Below are 14,947 nucleotides of genomic sequence, written 5' to 3'. Positions count from 1 at the left end.
GCGCCACACGGGGCATTCTTGAGCGCCGCGCGAGGCCGGTGCTACCATGCGCAACCGCCAGAACAGGCAAGGAACCCCCTGGTTTATGAGCACTATCCGCGAGCGCAACAAACAACTGATCCTGCGTGCCGCCAGTGAAGAATTTGCCGACAAGGGCTTCGCTGCGACCAAAACCAGTGATATCGCAGCCAAGGCGGGATTGCCCAAGCCGAACGTCTATTACTACTTCAAATCCAAGGAAAACCTCTACCGTGAGGTCCTGGAAAGCATCATTGAGCCAATTCTGCAGGCCTCGACGCCGTTCAACGCCGACGGCGTGCCCAGCGAAGTGCTGAGCGGCTACATCCGCTCGAAAATCCGCATCTCCCGCGACCTGCCCTTCGCCTCCAAGGTGTTCGCTAGCGAAATCATGCACGGCGCCCCGCATCTGAGCGCCGACCTGGTGGAACAGCTCAACGGCCAGGCCAGGCACAACATCGACTGCATCCAGACCTGGATCGACCGCGGCCAGATCGCCCCGATTGATCCTAACCACCTGATGTTCAGCATCTGGGCCGCGACCCAGACCTATGCCGACTTTGACTGGCAAATCACCGCCATCACGGGCAAGGCCAAGCTGGATGAAGAGGACTATGAAGCGGCGGCGCAGACGATTATTCGGTTGGTGCTGAAGGGGTGTGAGCCGGACAGGTAGACCGCGGTGCATTTATCGCTAGCAGGCTAGCTCCCACATTGGATCTGTGGCGTTCACCAATCCCCTGTGGGAGCTAGCCTGCTAGCGATGAAGGCGGCTCGGTTTCAGCTCAAACCCAAACAGCATCCCACAACGGATAGTCGCCAAGCTTTTCCACCAGCCCAGCCCGCAACGGGTTGGCCACGACATACCGGGCCAATTTCACCAAATCCTCTTCCCGCCGCAGAGCCCGGTCGTGAAAACCTTTCTGCCAGAGGGCGATCTTGCGGCCAGTAAACTGATTCACCGCTTTGGTGCTCAGTGATTTGGTCTTTTGCATCAGGTCACCTAATGATCCTTGCTGTAACTCGACCAGCCAATGGAAATGATCGGGCATGACAACCCAGGCCAGTGAATTCGCGATGCCTTGATCCTGAGCGCAGCGAAATTGATTAACCACCACTCTACCCAAGGTGAAGTCTTTGAATATTGGCTTTCGGTCGTGTGTATTGGTAGTCAGCAGGTAAATCCGATTGGATTCGGCATAGCGGCCAATGCGCAAGCGATTTGAAGCGGGTAGATCAGGCATTCCTTTGCCCCTTGCATGATTAACTCATCTGGAAGGCTAGACCTGAAATCGCCCAAGGGCGGGGAGACATTTAGCTGGATGTGTCTGGTAGTCCGTCATCGCTAGCAGGCTAGCTCCCACACTGGATCTCTGTGAACACAACATTCGTGTGCGACAAACATCCCCTGTGGGAGCCAGCCTGCTGGCGATGGCGATAGATCAATCAATACGAAATCAAGCCGTCACCCCCGCATCAGCCCTCAACCCCACCGCCTCGATCGCACTGATCGCACACTGCTCGTCAACATCTGACAGATCCCCGCTGATCCCCACCGCCCCCAGCACGTTCCCGTCCTGATCCCGAATCAACACACCGCCCGGTGCCGGCACGACGCTGCCCTGCCCCAGGCTGTTCAGCGCGGCGAAGAAGGCCGGGCGTTGCTGGGCGTCCAGCGCCAGCAGGCGTGAGCCTTTGCCGAGGGCGATGGCGCCCCAGGCTTTGCCGATGGCGACCTGTGGGCGCAGCAGGCTCGCGCCGTCTTCGCGTTGCAGGCTAATCACGTGTCCGCCGGCATCCAGTACCGCGATGGTGAGTGGGGCCGCGGAGATTGCACGGCCTGCGGTGATGGCCTGATCGATCAGGTTGACTGCAACTTTCAAGGTTAAAGCGCTCATGGTGCCGTCCTCATTTTGTTATAGGGAAAGCGGAGGTACTGCGCGTTTGTGCCGCAGCCCAATGCAACAAATAGAACACAATGAGTTATTTTTTTGTATACAATAATTTTCGAAAAGCGCCACATGCGACGAAAAGCCACAGCAGAACGGGCTTCCGACGAATGAAACGACCGCTTGAGAAAATGGATTGACCTGCGCCGTCCGCCGTGAATAAACTCTGCGCAAAGCCACTTGTATACAATTACAAAACGTAAGAGGCACAAAACAATGAGCAAAATGAGAGCAATCGAAGCCGCCGTTCTGGTGATGCGCCGCGAAGGGGTTGATACCGCTTTTGGCATCCCGGGCGCCGCGATCAACCCGCTGTACTCCGCCTTGCAGAAGGTCGGTGGCATCGATCACGTCCTCGCGCGCCACGTTGAAGGTGCCTCGCACATGGCCGAGGGCTACACCCGCACCAAGGCCGGCAACATTGGCGTGTGCATCGGCACTTCCGGCCCGGCCGGCACCGACATGGTCACCGGGCTCTACAGCGCCTCGGCCGACTCGATCCCGATTCTGTGCATCACCGGGCAAGCACCCCGCGCCCGTATGCACAAGGAAGACTTCCAGGCTGTCGACATCACCACCATCGTCAAGCCAGTGACCAAGTGGGCGACTACGGTCATGGAACCGGGCCAGGTGCCGTATGCATTCCAGAAAGCCTTCTATGAAATGCGCTCCGGCCGTCCAGGCCCGGTGCTGATCGACCTGCCGTTCGACGTGCAGATGGCCGAAATCGAATTCGACATCGACGCCTACGAGCCACTGCCGCTGGCCAAGCCAACCGCCAACCGCGTGCAAATCGAGAAGGCCCTGGCCATGCTCGATCAGGCCGAACGCCCATTGCTGGTGGCCGGTGGCGGCATCATCAATGCCGACGCCAGCGAATTGCTGGTGGAGTTCGCCGAGTTGACCGGTATCCCGGTTATCCCGACCCTGATGGGCTGGGGCACGATCCCGGACGACCACCCGCTGATGGTCGGCATGGTGGGCTTGCAGACGTCGCACCGTTACGGCAATGCCACCCTGCTGAAGTCCGACGTGGTCTTGGGCGTCGGTAACCGTTGGGCCAACCGTCACACCGGTTCGATCGATGTGTACACCGAAGGCCGCAAGTTCATTCACGTCGACATCGAGCCGACGCAAATCGGCCGCGTGTTCAACCCGGACCTGGGCATCGTTTCCGACGCCGCTGCCGCGCTGACCGTGTTCATCGAAGTCGCTCGTGAATGGCAAGCCGCCGGCAAGCTGAAAAACCGTAGCGCCTGGCTGCAAGACTGCCAACAACGCAAAGCCAGCCTGCAGCGCAAGACTCACTTCGACAACGTGCCGGTCAAGCCGCAGCGCGTTTACGAAGAGATGAACCAGGTGTTCGGCAAGGACACGTGCTACGTCAGCACCATCGGTCTGTCGCAGATTGCCGGCGCGCAGTTCCTGCACGTCTACAAGCCGCGTCACTGGATCAACTGCGGTCAGGCCGGCCCGTTGGGCTGGACCATTCCGGCAGCGCTGGGCGTGGTCAAGGCCGATCCGACCCGCAAGGTCGTGGCACTGTCGGGCGACTATGATTTCCAGTTCATGATCGAAGAGTTGGCGGTGGGCGCGCAGTTCAAGCTGCCGTACATCCACGTTGTGGTCAACAATTCGTACCTGGGGCTGATTCGTCAGGCTCAGCGCGGTTTCGACATGGACTACTGCGTGCAGCTGTCCTTCGATAACCTGAACGCTCCGGAACTCAACGGTTACGGTGTCGACCATGTCGCGGTCGCCGAAGGCCTCGGCTGCAAGGCGCTGCGGGTGTTCGAGCCGGGTCAGATCCAGCCTGCCTTGCGCAAGGCCCAGGAGCTGATCGAAGAGTTCAAGGTGCCGGTGATCGTCGAGATTATCCTGGAGCGCGTCACCAACATTTCCATGGGCACCGAGATCAACGCCGTCAACGAATTCGAAGACCTGGCGCTGGTCGGCAACGATGCGCCAACCGCGATTTCGTTGCTGGACTAACAGCTGACCGCTCTCCCTGTGGGAGCGAGCCTGCTCGCGATGAGGCCGGCACATTCAACATTGATGTTGACTGTCCCACCGCTATCGCCAGCAGGCTGGCTCCCACAGGGGATCTGCACATACTTTCGGGAGACCACCATGCCGCGTTTCGCAGCCAACCTGTCCATGCTGTTCACTGAGCAGGATTTTCTTGCCCGTTTCGAAGCGGCCGCCAAGGCCGGCTTCAGTGGTGTCGAATACCTGTTCCCCTACGACTTCAGCTCCGCCGAGATCAAGGCCAAGCTCGACGCCAACGGCCTGACCCAGGTGCTGTTCAACCTGCCGGCCGGTGACTGGGCCAAGGGCGAACGCGGTATCGCGTGCCTGCCGGACCGGGTTGAAGAGTTCCGCGCCGGTGTCGATCTGGCGATCGCTTACGCACAAGTACTGGGCAACACCCAGGTCAACTGCCTGGCCGGTATTCGTCCACAAGGTGTCGACGATGCCACCGTGGAAAAAACCTTCGTTGCCAACCTCAAGTACGCCGCCGACAAGCTGCAAGCGGCGGGCATCAAGCTGGTGATGGAAGCGATCAACACCCGCGACATCCCGGGTTTCTACCTGAACAACACGGCGCAGGCCCTGTCGATTCGCGAACAAGTCGGCAGCGCCAACCTGTTCCTGCAATACGACATCTACCACATGCAAATCATGGAGGGCGACCTGGCCCGCACCATGGCTGCGCACTTGGGCGAGATCAACCACATCCAGTTGGCCGACAACCCGGGGCGTAACGAACCGGGCACCGGTGAAATCAACTACCGCTTCCTGTTCGAACACCTGGACCGCATCGGTTATCAGGGTTGGGTTGGCTGTGAATACAAGCCGCTGACCACCACGGAAGCGGGTCTGGGCTGGCTCAAAACCCATAACGCGATCTGACACAGATCCCTGTGGGAGCGGGCTTGCTCGCGAATGCGGTGGGTCAGTCGACATGGATGCTGAATGGTCCACCGCATTCGCGAGCAAGCCCGCTCCCACCCAAAGCACTCCCCTATTTGCTTGAGCTACACAAAAACAAGAGGAATTTCTCATGGCTAAAATCGGATTTATCGGCACCGGCATCATGGGCCACCCAATGGCGTTGAACCTGCAGAAAGCCGGTCATAGCCTGTTCCTGTCGGCGCACCACGACGCCGCCCCGGCCGACCTGATTGCCGGAGGCGCCATCGCCCTGGCGAACCCGAAAGAAGTCGCCCAGGAAGCTGAATTCATCATCATCATGGTGCCGGATACCCCGCAGGTCGACGACGTGCTGTTCCGCGCCGACGGTGTTGCGGCCGGTGTGGGCAAAGGCAAAATTGTCATCGACATGAGCTCGATCTCGCCGACCGCCACCAAAGCCTTTGCGGCCAAGGTCAATGAAAAAGGCGCGCAATACCTCGATGCGCCAGTGTCCGGCGGTGAAGTCGGCGCCAAGGCCGCTAGCCTGAGCATCATGGTCGGTGGCGATGCCGATGCCTTCGAACGCGCACTGCCGCTGTTCCAGGCCATGGGCAAGAACATCACCATGGTCGGCGGCAACGGCGACGGTCAAACCGCGAAAGTGGCAAACCAGATCATCGTCGCGTTGAACATCCAGGCCGTGGCCGAAGCCCTGCTGTTCGCCGCGAAAAACGGTGCCGATCCAGCCAAGGTCCGTGAAGCGTTGATGGGTGGTTTCGCTTCGTCGAAGATCCTTGAAGTACACGGCGAGCGCATGATCAAAGGCACCTTCGATCCGGGCTTCCGCATCAGCCTGCACCAGAAGGATCTGAACCTGGCCCTGCAAGGCGCCAAGGAACTGAACATCAACCTGCCGAATACCGCCAACGCCCAGCAAGTATTCAGCACCTGCGCGGCCATCGGTGGCAGCAACTGGGACCACTCGGCGCTGATCAAAGGTTTGGAACACATGGCGAACTTCTCGATTCGCGATAAGTAAGCAAGCCCTGCATAAAACCTGTGGGAGCTAGCCTGCTAGCGATGAAATCGACGCGGTGTGTCTGATAGACCTCGGCGCCTGAATCGCTAGCAGGGCTAGCTCCCACAGGATCTGAGTTGCCCTTTCAAATAACAAGAATTCCGGGAGCCCGCCATGTCGGTCGATCCGCAACAATTCCTGCGCGAGCTGTTTGCCACAGCCATCGACGCGGCCCATCCGCAGCAAGTCCTCGAAGCCCATTTGCCTGAAGATCGTAGCGGTCGGGTGATCGTCATTGGCGCCGGCAAAGCCGCGGCCGCCATGGCTCAGGTGGTCGAGCGTTGCTGGCAGGGTGAAGTCTCCGGTCTGGTGGTCACCCGTTACGGCCACGGCGCCCCGTGCGAAAAAATCGAAGTCGTCGAAGCCGCTCACCCGGTGCCGGACGCTGCCGGTCAAGCCGTCGCCAAGCGCGTGTTTGAACTGGTCAGCAACCTGACCGGAGACGACCGCGTGATCTTCCTGCTCTCGGGTGGCGGTTCTGCCCTGCTGGCATTGCCGGCGGCCGGCATCACCCTCGCCGACAAGCAATCGATCAACAAAGCCCTGCTCAAATCCGGCGCCACCATCGGCGAGATGAATTGCGTGCGCAAGCACCTCTCGGCGATCAAGGGCGGCCGCCTCGGCAAGGCCTGCTGGCCGGCCACTGTATATACCTATGCGATTTCCGATGTACCGGGCGACCTCGCCACGGTCATCGCTTCCGGCCCGACCGTGGCCGACCCGAGCACTTCGGCTGAAGCATTGGCGATCCTCAAACGCTACGGTATCGACGTTCCGGCCTCGGTGCGCACCTGGTTGCAGAGCCCGGAGTCGGAGACGGTCAAACCCGGTGATCCGAGCCTGGCACGCAGCCATTTCCAGTTGATCGCCCGTCCTCAACAATCCCTTGAAGCCGCTGCGGTGAAAGCCCGTCAGGCCGGTTTCAGCCCGCTGATCCTCGGCGACCTGGAAGGCGAATCCCGCGATGTGGCCAAGGTGCACGCCGGTATCGCCCGGCAAGTGGTCCTTCACGGCCAACCGTTGGCGGCGCCGTGCGTGATTTTGTCTGGCGGCGAAACCACCGTCACCGTGCGCGGCAATGGCCGTGGCGGACGCAACGCCGAATTCCTGCTCAGCCTCACCGACAGCCTCAAAGGCCTGCCCGGCGTCTACGCCCTGGCCGGTGACACCGACGGCATCGACGGTTCCGAAGACAACGCCGGCGCGATCATGACGCCAGAGAGCTACGCCCGCGCCGCCGCCCTCGGCTTGAGCGCCAGCGATGAGTTGGACAACAACAATGGCTACGGCTATTTCGAGGCGCTGGACGCACTGATCGTCACCGAGCCGACCCGCACCAACGTCAACGACTTCCGTGCCATCCTGATTCTCGAGAGCCCAAAAAATGACGCCTGACAAGAAGGTTAAAATCCTCGCCACCCTCGGCCCTGCCACCGACGGGATCGATGACATCCGTGAGCTGGTGCAGGCCGGGGTCAACATCTTTCGCCTGAACTTCAGCCACGGCGATCACGCCGACCACGCTCAGCGTTATCAATGGATTCGTGAAGTCGAACGCCAGCTGAATTATCCGCTGGGCATTCTGATGGACCTGCAAGGCCCGAAACTTCGGGTCGGCAAGTTTGCTGAAGGCAAGGTGCAACTGCATCGCGGCCAGGCCCTGCGCCTGGACCTTGATCCGACGCCGGGTGATCAGCGCCGGGTCAACCTGCCTCACCCGGAAATCATCGCCGCGCTGGAACCTGGCATGGACCTGCTGCTCGATGACGGCAAACTGCGTCTGCGCGTGGTCACCAAGTACGCCGACGCGATCGATACCACGGTGCTCAACGGCGGCGAACTCTCGGACCGCAAAGGGGTGAACGTGCCGCAAGCGGTGCTGGAATTGAGCCCGCTGACCGCTAAGGACCGTCGCGATTTGAGCTTCGGTCTGGAGCTGGGTGTGGACTGGGTCGCGCTGTCGTTCGTGCAGCGTCCGGAAGACATCCGCGAAGCCCGCGAACTGATCGGCGACAAAGCGTTCTTGATGGCCAAGATCGAGAAGCCATCGGCCGTGACTCAACTGCGCGAGATCGCCGAATTGAGCGACGCGATCATGGTCGCTCGCGGTGATCTTGGCGTGGAAGTACCGGCCGAAAGCGTGCCGCAGATTCAGAAAAACATCATCACCATTTGCCGCGAACTCGGCAAACCGGTGGTGGTGGCGACGCAGATGCTCGAATCGATGCGCTTCTCCCCGGCCCCGACCCGCGCCGAAGTCACCGACGTGGCCAACGCCGTGGCTGAAGGTGCCGATGCGGTGATGCTATCGGCGGAAACCGCGTCCGGCGAGTACCCGCTGGAAGCGGTGCAGATGATGAGCAAGATCATTCGCCAAGTGGAAAACGGCCCGGATTATCAGGCGCAACTGGACGTGAGCCGGCCGAAGGCTGAGGCGACTGTTTCTGATGCGATCAGTTGCGCGATCCGCCGCATCAGCAATGTGCTGCCGGTGGCGGTGCTGGTGAATTACAGCGAGTCCGGCACCTCGAGTTTGCGTGCGGCGCGGGAACGGCCGACGGTGCCGATCCTCAACCTGACGCCGAACCTGCAGACGGCGCGGCGCTTGACCGTGGCGTGGGGCGTGCATTCGGTGGTCAATGACCGGCTGCGGCAGGTGGATGAAGTGTGCTCGACGGCGCTGGAGATTGCGCAGGCGCAGGGGATGGCGCAGCGCGGGGACACTTTATTGATCACGGCGGGTGTGCCGTTTGGGCAGCCTGGGTCGACTAACTCACTGCGTATCGAGACGTTGATCTAGAGCGCCCATACCGGCCTCATCGCCAGCAGGCTGGCTCCCACATTGGTTTTGTGTCGATCACGGAATCAAGACTGAACTGAGATTCAGTGTGGGAGCCAGCCTGCTGGCGATGAGCCGGGGTCGCGCTCGACCGACTCGCTCCCTTTGACTTTCAGAACTGCCATGCCTGCCAACCACTTCAACACCCACTGCCCCGATTGGGCGACTGCCCTGCTCAACGGTTTCAGCCAGATCTTCCTCCAGCGCCATCCGCTGTGCGGTCTGCTGTGCCTGTTGGCGATTCTTTTCACCGCGCCCACCCTGCTTGGCGGTGCACTGCTGGGCGGAGTCGCCGGCTTGCTCACCGCGCAACGTCGCGGCTACGCCAAGGCCGATCGTCAGGCCGGGCTGTTCAGTTACAACGGTGTCCTCCTCGGCCTGCTGCTGAGCCTCTATTTCCCCTGGTCCGCGCTGTTGCCGCCGCTGATCATCGCGGCGGGTGGACTGAGTGCGATGTTCACTCAACAGTGGCTCAAACGGGTACGGGTCAGCCACTACCTGCCTGCCTATACGGCGCCCTTCGTGGGGCTGGGCTGGTTGCTGCTGTGCTTCGCCACGCCCTCGACCAATGCGCACCTGATCGAAATCAGTACGCTGAACTTGCTCGCAGCACCCCTGAAAGGCCTAGGTCAGGTGATGTTCCTCGGTCATCCACTGGCCGGTGCGATGATTGCCGTGGGGTTGCTGATCGCTGATCGCCGCGCATTCTGCTGGGCGTTGTTGGCGTCTGTCGCGGGCATGGGCTGGAGCCTGCTGCATCACGACTTCTATAGCGCATTGATCGGCCTCGGTGGCTACAACGCCGTACTCGCCGCCCTCGCCTTCAGCTCGCAACGCCAGAAACCCTGGCTGCCGCTGCTCGGTATTGCCTCAGCGCTGGTGCTGACGCCGGTGTTTGCCGTCATCGGTCTGCCAACGCTGACCGCGCCGTTCATCCTCGCCTGTTGGCTGATCCGCACGGTTGCTCAACTGCTCGGCAAGCCCCCTGTCGCCCGAACGCCTTGCACTCTGGAGGAGAATCAACCTAGGCTTCGCTGATCATTGGTTCAGGCGGTATCCATGGACAGCAGCAGAAACTGGCGTGAAGAGCTTTACGTCATGGTTTTCCAGAGTGACACCAAGGCGGGGCGGCGCTTCGACGGCATTCTGCTGTTGATCATCCTCGCCAGCATCGTGATCGTGATGCTCGACAGCATCGACACGGTCCACAAGAACTACGCCGACGTGCTGGCCTACATCGAGTGGGGCTTCACCGTCATCTTCGCCATCGAATATGGCTTGCGCCTGTACTGCTCGCCCAAGCCGTTGCGCTACGCGTTCAGCTTTTATGGGCTGGTGGATTTGCTGGCGATCGTGCCCGGCATCCTCGCGCTGTATTACGCCGATGCCCAGTACCTGCTGATCATCCGGATCATTCGGATGCTGCGGATTTTCCGCGTGCTCAAGCTCAGCCCGTACCTCAAGCAAGCCAACTACCTGATGTCGGCGCTGCGCGGCAGCAAGCAGAAGATCGTGGTGTTTCTGGTCAGCGTCTGCACGTTGGTTACGGTGTTCGGCACGCTGATGTACGTGATCGAAGGCCCGCAACACGGCTTCACTAGCATTCCCAAAGGCATTTACTGGGCGATCGTCACGTTGACCACGGTGGGCTTCGGCGACATCGTGCCCAAGACGCCGCTGGGCCAGGTGATTTCGTCGCTGGTGATGATCACCGGCTACTCGATCATCGCCGTGCCCACCGGGATTTTCACCGCCGAACTGGCTAACGCTATGCGCGGTGAACAGCTGCAACACGACTGCCCGGTGTGCAAGAAAAGCAGCCATGAACATGGCGCAGCATTTTGCTCCCGCTGCGGCAATGCATTGTTTAAGAAACTGGAATAAGCAAAGTGCTTTTTAATCTTTAAAGGCCTATGCGAGCCCAGTTATAGTCGCTAGCAAATTGCCTCACTTTTTAAATAAAAACTTTATAGAACAAGGAATGCGCAGTGAAAAAACTCTTTGGCGCCTCACTTCTGGCCGCTGGCCTGGCACTGACCAGCGTGGCTCAGGCCGCACCGACCCTGCTCAACGTTTCCTACGACGTGATGCGCGATTTCTACAAGGACTACAACACTGCATTCCAGAAACACTGGCAAGCCGAGCACAACGAGAACATCACCCTGCAGATGTCCTTCGGCGGCTCCAGCAAACAGGCGCGCTCGGTGATCGATGGCCTGCCGGCTGACGTCATCACCATGAACATGGCCACCGACATCAACGCCCTGGCGGACAACGGCAAACTGGTCCCGGACAACTGGGTCACCCGCCTGCCGAACAACAGCGCGCCATTCACCTCGGCTACCGTGTTTATCGTTCGCAAAGGCAACCCGAAAGCCCTGAAAGACTGGCCCGACCTGCTCAAGGATGGCGTGCAAGTGATCGTGCCGAACCCGAAGACCTCGGGTAACGGTCGCTACACCTACCTGTCCGCCTGGGGTTATGTGCTGAAAAACGGCGGCGACGAGAACAAGGCCAAAGACTTCGTCGGCAAGCTGTTCAAGCAAGCGCCGGTGCTGGATACCGGTGGCCGCGCAGCCACCACCACGTTCATGACCAACCAGCTCGGTGACGTACTGGTGACCTTCGAAAACGAAGCGGAAATGATTGCACGTGAGTTTGGTCGTGAACAATTCGAAGTGATCTACCCGAGCGTCTCCGCTGAAGCCGAGCCGCCGGTGTCGGTGGTCGACAAAACCGTCGACAAGAAAGGCACCCGCGCGGCGGCCGAGGAATACCTGAAGTACCTGTGGTCGCCGGAAGGTCAGGAAATAGCGGCGGCCAACTACCTGCGCCCGCGTGATCCGGCGGTGCTGGCCAAGTACACCGATCGTTTCCCGAAAGTTGACTTCCTGTCGGTGGAGAAGACCTTTGGTGACTGGAGGACGGTACAGAAGACCCACTTTAATGATGGTGGGGTCTTTGATCAGATCTACAGCGGCCAGTAATTCCTGAGCTGAATGAAAAAGGCGACCTTCAGAGGTCGCTTTTTTTATGGTCGAACACAAGATCTGTGTTCCCTGAAGATCCCCTGTGGGAGCGGGCTTGCTCGCGAAAGCGGTGTGTCATTGGACATTGACGGCGACTGACACGGCCTCTTCGCGAGCAAGCCCGCTCCCACAGGGTTTTGGACATGCCGTTACATCGGTGGTGTAACCCCATCCTTGCCCGCCGAAATGGATTGCGCCGTCAGCGTCCCGTCAGCACTTTGGGTCACAAACGTCACAATCTTCACCCCCACCTTCAGCAAACTCCGATCCCCCGGCATCAGGTTCACGATCGGCACATCTTCCGGCACCAGGATCTTCTGCTGCCCGCCCTTGTAGTTGACGGTCAACACCCGGCCATTGCTCACCACCAGATCGCCTACGCTGCCGTTGGTCATGCTGCTGCCCTTGACCAGATCGAACGGCCGATGCCCGTCGCCGCTGCCCGCCAGCTCCGGTGGAAAGACGTGGACTTCCAGCGCCTTCAAGGTGCCATCGTCTTGTGGAATAGCGGCCGAGCCGATGTAGCTGCCGGGTTTGATGTCTTCGATATTGGCCAGGGTAACGGCGCGGGCTTTGGTGTCCTGGGTCAGATTGATCACCACGTTTTCGCCGGTGTTGACGTGGACTTTCAAGGCATCGGGGCTGACCCCGGTGATCTCGCCGCGCACGCCAATGCGCATTCCCGGCGCGTCGGCGGCCTGGGCCAGACCTGCCGTGAACATGCCGATCAAGGTGACAACTGAAGCGCCGCGAACAAGGTGACGAAACATCGCATTCATGGAAGTGCCTTCCGGTTATGAATCGTGAAGGAGAACATAAGCACGCTATCGAACAGGATGTAAGTGAATGTATCATCGGAGTTCAATGTTTCGACGCAAGGTTCGTCGATGGACGGCACTCACGTCCATCACCCATTCCGCAATGGAATGATTGCTATCACTCCAATCCCTCTTCTGCCGAATCCGATACCTCTTTAGCCTGCGCGCATTCCCCTTTTGTTCAGCGAGACACGTTATGAACCCAGCGACCCAGGTGCCCCACGGCACCGCGACAATGACCAAAGGCATGGTGATGCTGTTTGCCTTCTGCTGTGGCGCGATTGTGGCCAACATTTACTATGCCCAGCCGATCATCGGCCTGATCGCGCCGGACATCGGCCTGACCAGCACCATGGCCAGCCTGATCGTTTCGCTGACCCAGATCGGTTACGCGTTGGGTCTGTTCTTCCTCGTTCCGCTGGGCGATCTGCTGGAAAACCGCCGGTTGATGATCATCACCACCGTGGTGGCGATTGCCAGCCTCTTGGGTGCGGCGTTCACCGATCAGCCGAATGTGTTTTTGCTGATCTCATTGCTGGTGGGTTTCAGTTCGGTGTCGGTGCAAATCCTGATTCCACTGGCGGCGCACCTCGCGCCGGAAGAGTCGCGCGGTCGGGTCGTCGGCGGGATTATGGGCGGGCTGCTGCTGGGGATTCTGCTGGCGCGGCCGGTGTCCAGTGTCGTGGCTGACCACTTCGGCTGGCGCGCGATGTTTGTGATCGCGGCGGTATTGATGGCGGCGATCAGCCTGGTGCTGGCACTGACGATCCCCAAGCGCCAGCCTGATCACAGCGCTTCTTATGGCCAATTGCTGGGTTCCCTGTGGACGCTGTTGCGCCAGCAACCGGTGTTGCGTCAGCGTGCGTTCTACCAGGGCTGCATGTTCGCCACGTTCAGCCTGTTCTGGACCGCCGTGCCGCTGGAACTGGCGCGCAATCATGGCCTGTCGCAAACCCAGATCGCGATTTTTGCGCTGGTTGGTGCCATTGGTGCGATCGCCGCGCCGATTGCCGGTCGACTGGCCGATGCTGGCCACACCCGCATCGCTTCGCTGCTGGCCCTGCTCTTCGCCAGCCTGAGCTTTCTGCCAGCGTTCATCCACCCGGCCTACAGCGTCATCGGCCTCGCGGTCACCGGCGTGGTCCTCGACTTCTGCGTGCAGATGAACATGGTCCTCGGCCAACGCGCGGTCTACGCCCTCGATGCCAAAAGCCGCAGCCGCTTGAATGCGTTGTACATGACCAGCATCTTCATCGGCGGCGCGTTTGGCTCCTCCGTGGCCAGTGCGGTGTATGAGCATGGCGGCTGGCTGTGGATCGTGATTGTGGGCAGTGCATTTCCGCTGTTGGCGTTGTTGCGGTTTTTGAGTGTTTCGCCGAAGGCTTCGTTGGCGACTGTATAAGGCGTCAAAAGCTTCGCGGGTAAGAACTTGTCCCTGCAGATCCTTGTAAGAACCGGGCCAACCCGGATTACACTCAGCGTCCAGAGCCTGAAGCGAAGCTGGATGCGATTCGAGCCTGACCCGTTCAAATGCCGCCTGCCCCGGCGGCATGTTCTTTCAAGGAGTTTGCAATGACCCGACGTACCTTTCTCATTACCGGTGCCAGCAAAGGCATTGGTCGGGCAGTGGCCGAGCATCTGGACCGCGCGGGGCATCGGGTGGTCGGGATTGCCCGCACGCCTGACCTGTCATTCCCCGGGATTCTGTTTCCGCTGGATTTGAGTGACAGGACGCTGACTCAGGAGGTGCTGGCGGATCTGGCCAGGACGTACGAATTTGATGGGCTGGTGAATAACGTCGGCCTGGTTCGCCCCCAAGTACTGGGCGAAATCGACCTCGATACCTTCGACGACGTGATGCGGGTCAACCTGCATTCGGCGTTGCAGGCTACTCAGGCGCTGCTGCCGAACATGCGCGCCAAGGGCTGGGGTCGGGTGGTGAATATTTCCAGTTTGACGGTACTCGGGATCACCCAGCGCACGGCGTACGCGGCAGCCAAAGCAGCGCTGATCAGCTTCACGCGTTCCTGGGCGCTGGAACTGGCGCAAACCGGCGTGACCGTCAACGCCGTGGCGCCAGGGCCGACGGAAACGGAACTGTTCCGCACCAACAACCCGCCGGGCAGCGAAGGCGAAGCGCGGTATCTGGCGGGTGTGCCGATGGGTCGGTTGGGGCAGCCGCACGAGATCGCGGCGGCCATTGCGTTTTTGCTGTCCGAGCAGAGCGGTTTTATCACCGGGCAAACCTTGTTTGTCGATGGCGGCTCTTCAATCGGCAAAGCCGCGTTTTAACTGAATAC

14 protein-coding genes are annotated in these 14,947 nt (G+C 60.1%); 11 read left to right on the top strand and 3 right to left on the bottom strand.

Annotated elements, in window-relative coordinates:
- The first annotated feature begins 85 nt into the window (after positions 1-85).
- On the top strand, positions 86-694 hold the full coding sequence (locus tag ACA072_RS08110; RefSeq protein ID WP_497623905.1) for a TetR/AcrR family transcriptional regulator: 609 nt from the start codon (positions 86-88) through the stop codon (positions 692-694).
- Positions 695-803: 109 nt separating this feature from the next.
- Here ACA072_RS08110 and ACA072_RS08105 read toward each other — a convergent pair whose 3' ends face one another.
- On the bottom strand, positions 804-1,262 hold the full coding sequence (locus tag ACA072_RS08105) for an REP-associated tyrosine transposase (RefSeq protein WP_497623904.1): 459 nt from the start codon (positions 1,260-1,262) through the stop codon (positions 804-806).
- Between the two features lie 213 nt (positions 1,263-1,475).
- Complete coding sequence (locus tag ACA072_RS08100; protein ID WP_497623903.1) at positions 1,476-1,916, bottom strand: GlcG/HbpS family heme-binding protein; 441 nt, start codon at positions 1,914-1,916, stop codon at positions 1,476-1,478.
- 267 nt (positions 1,917-2,183) lie between these two features.
- Between ACA072_RS08100 and gcl the strand changes: the two genes are divergently transcribed.
- The 8 genes from gcl to ACA072_RS08060 all read left to right on the top strand — a co-directional run bounded on the left by gcl (position 2,184) and on the right by ACA072_RS08060 (position 11,787).
- Positions 2,184-3,959: a glyoxylate carboligase gene (gene gcl, locus ACA072_RS08095; RefSeq protein ID WP_150712114.1), complete on the top strand. Its 1,776-nt coding sequence runs from the start codon at positions 2,184-2,186 to the stop codon at positions 3,957-3,959.
- A 138-nt stretch (positions 3,960-4,097) separates the two neighbouring features.
- Entirely contained in the window at positions 4,098-4,880 is a 783-nt protein-coding gene (gene hyi, locus ACA072_RS08090; protein ID WP_131061573.1) for a hydroxypyruvate isomerase, read from the top strand.
- Between the two features lie 151 nt (positions 4,881-5,031).
- Positions 5,032-5,922 carry a 2-hydroxy-3-oxopropionate reductase gene (locus ACA072_RS08085; RefSeq protein WP_497623902.1) on the top strand — a complete coding sequence of 297 codons (891 nt, stop codon included), beginning with the start codon at positions 5,032-5,034 and terminating at the stop codon, positions 5,920-5,922.
- Between the two features lie 153 nt (positions 5,923-6,075).
- Complete coding sequence (locus ACA072_RS08080) at positions 6,076-7,356, top strand: glycerate kinase type-2 family protein (protein ID WP_497623901.1); 1,281 nt, start codon at positions 6,076-6,078, stop codon at positions 7,354-7,356.
- Entirely contained in the window at positions 7,346-8,761 is a 1,416-nt protein-coding gene (gene pyk / locus ACA072_RS08075; protein WP_497623900.1) for a pyruvate kinase, read from the top strand. Before ACA072_RS08080 ends, pyk begins: the two co-directional genes overlap by 11 nt.
- 162 nt (positions 8,762-8,923) lie before the next feature.
- Entirely contained in the window at positions 8,924-9,838 is a 915-nt protein-coding gene (locus ACA072_RS08070) for an urea transporter (RefSeq protein ID WP_497623899.1), read from the top strand.
- Between the two features lie 21 nt (positions 9,839-9,859).
- Positions 9,860-10,684 carry an ion transporter gene (locus ACA072_RS08065; RefSeq protein WP_497623898.1) on the top strand — a complete coding sequence of 275 codons (825 nt, stop codon included), beginning with the start codon at positions 9,860-9,862 and terminating at the stop codon, positions 10,682-10,684.
- Between the two features lie 104 nt (positions 10,685-10,788).
- Positions 10,789-11,787 (top strand): sulfate ABC transporter substrate-binding protein, encoded by a 999-nt coding sequence (locus tag ACA072_RS08060; RefSeq protein WP_497623897.1) that lies wholly within the window; start codon positions 10,789-10,791, stop codon positions 11,785-11,787.
- A 191-nt stretch (positions 11,788-11,978) separates the two neighbouring features.
- Here the strand turns inward: ACA072_RS08060 and ACA072_RS08055 are convergent, their stop codons facing one another.
- Complete coding sequence (locus ACA072_RS08055) at positions 11,979-12,608, bottom strand: hypothetical protein (RefSeq protein ID WP_497623896.1); 630 nt, start codon at positions 12,606-12,608, stop codon at positions 11,979-11,981.
- A 235-nt stretch (positions 12,609-12,843) separates the two neighbouring features.
- Here ACA072_RS08055 and ACA072_RS08050 point away from each other — a divergent pair, with 235 nt between their 5' ends.
- Both ACA072_RS08050 and ACA072_RS08045 read left to right on the top strand, forming a co-directional pair.
- A complete protein-coding gene (locus ACA072_RS08050) occupies positions 12,844-14,049 on the top strand; it encodes an MFS transporter (protein ID WP_497623895.1) in 1,206 nt (401 codons plus the stop codon).
- 170 nt (positions 14,050-14,219) lie between these two features.
- Positions 14,220-14,939, top strand: coding sequence for an SDR family oxidoreductase (locus ACA072_RS08045; RefSeq protein WP_497623894.1), 720 nt, complete (start codon positions 14,220-14,222; stop codon positions 14,937-14,939).
- Positions 14,940-14,947 lie beyond the last annotated feature (8 nt).

The sequence above is a fragment of the Pseudomonas sp. LBUM1656 genome, from assembly GCF_059716065.1.
This window is presented reverse-complemented; position numbering and strand designations above follow the sequence as displayed.

What these genes read in the sequence shown, in the direction of transcription:
- ACA072_RS08080 (WP_497623901.1), top strand. Translation starts at nt 6,076, where the DNA reads ATGTCGGTCGATCCGCAACAATTCCTGCGCGAGCTGTTTGCCACAGCC.
- ACA072_RS08070 (WP_497623899.1), top strand. Translation starts at nt 8,924, where the DNA reads ATGCCTGCCAACCACTTCAACACCCACTGCCCCGATTGGGCGACTGCC.
- hyi (WP_131061573.1), top strand. Translation starts at nt 4,098, where the DNA reads ATGCCGCGTTTCGCAGCCAACCTGTCCATGCTGTTCACTGAGCAGGAT.
- pyk (WP_497623900.1), top strand. Translation starts at nt 7,346, where the DNA reads ATGACGCCTGACAAGAAGGTTAAAATCCTCGCCACCCTCGGCCCTGCC.
- ACA072_RS08105 (WP_497623904.1), bottom strand. Translation starts at nt 1,262, where the DNA reads ATGCCTGATCTACCCGCTTCAAATCGCTTGCGCATTGGCCGCTATGCC.
- ACA072_RS08110 (WP_497623905.1), top strand. Translation starts at nt 86, where the DNA reads ATGAGCACTATCCGCGAGCGCAACAAACAACTGATCCTGCGTGCCGCC.
- ACA072_RS08050 (WP_497623895.1), top strand. Translation starts at nt 12,844, where the DNA reads ATGAACCCAGCGACCCAGGTGCCCCACGGCACCGCGACAATGACCAAA.
- gcl (WP_150712114.1), top strand. Translation starts at nt 2,184, where the DNA reads ATGAGCAAAATGAGAGCAATCGAAGCCGCCGTTCTGGTGATGCGCCGC.
- ACA072_RS08100 (WP_497623903.1), bottom strand. Translation starts at nt 1,916, where the DNA reads ATGAGCGCTTTAACCTTGAAAGTTGCAGTCAACCTGATCGATCAGGCC.
- ACA072_RS08045 (WP_497623894.1), top strand. Translation starts at nt 14,220, where the DNA reads ATGACCCGACGTACCTTTCTCATTACCGGTGCCAGCAAAGGCATTGGT.
- ACA072_RS08085 (WP_497623902.1), top strand. Translation starts at nt 5,032, where the DNA reads ATGGCTAAAATCGGATTTATCGGCACCGGCATCATGGGCCACCCAATG.
- ACA072_RS08055 (WP_497623896.1), bottom strand. Translation starts at nt 12,608, where the DNA reads ATGAATGCGATGTTTCGTCACCTTGTTCGCGGCGCTTCAGTTGTCACC.
- ACA072_RS08065 (WP_497623898.1), top strand. Translation starts at nt 9,860, where the DNA reads ATGGACAGCAGCAGAAACTGGCGTGAAGAGCTTTACGTCATGGTTTTC.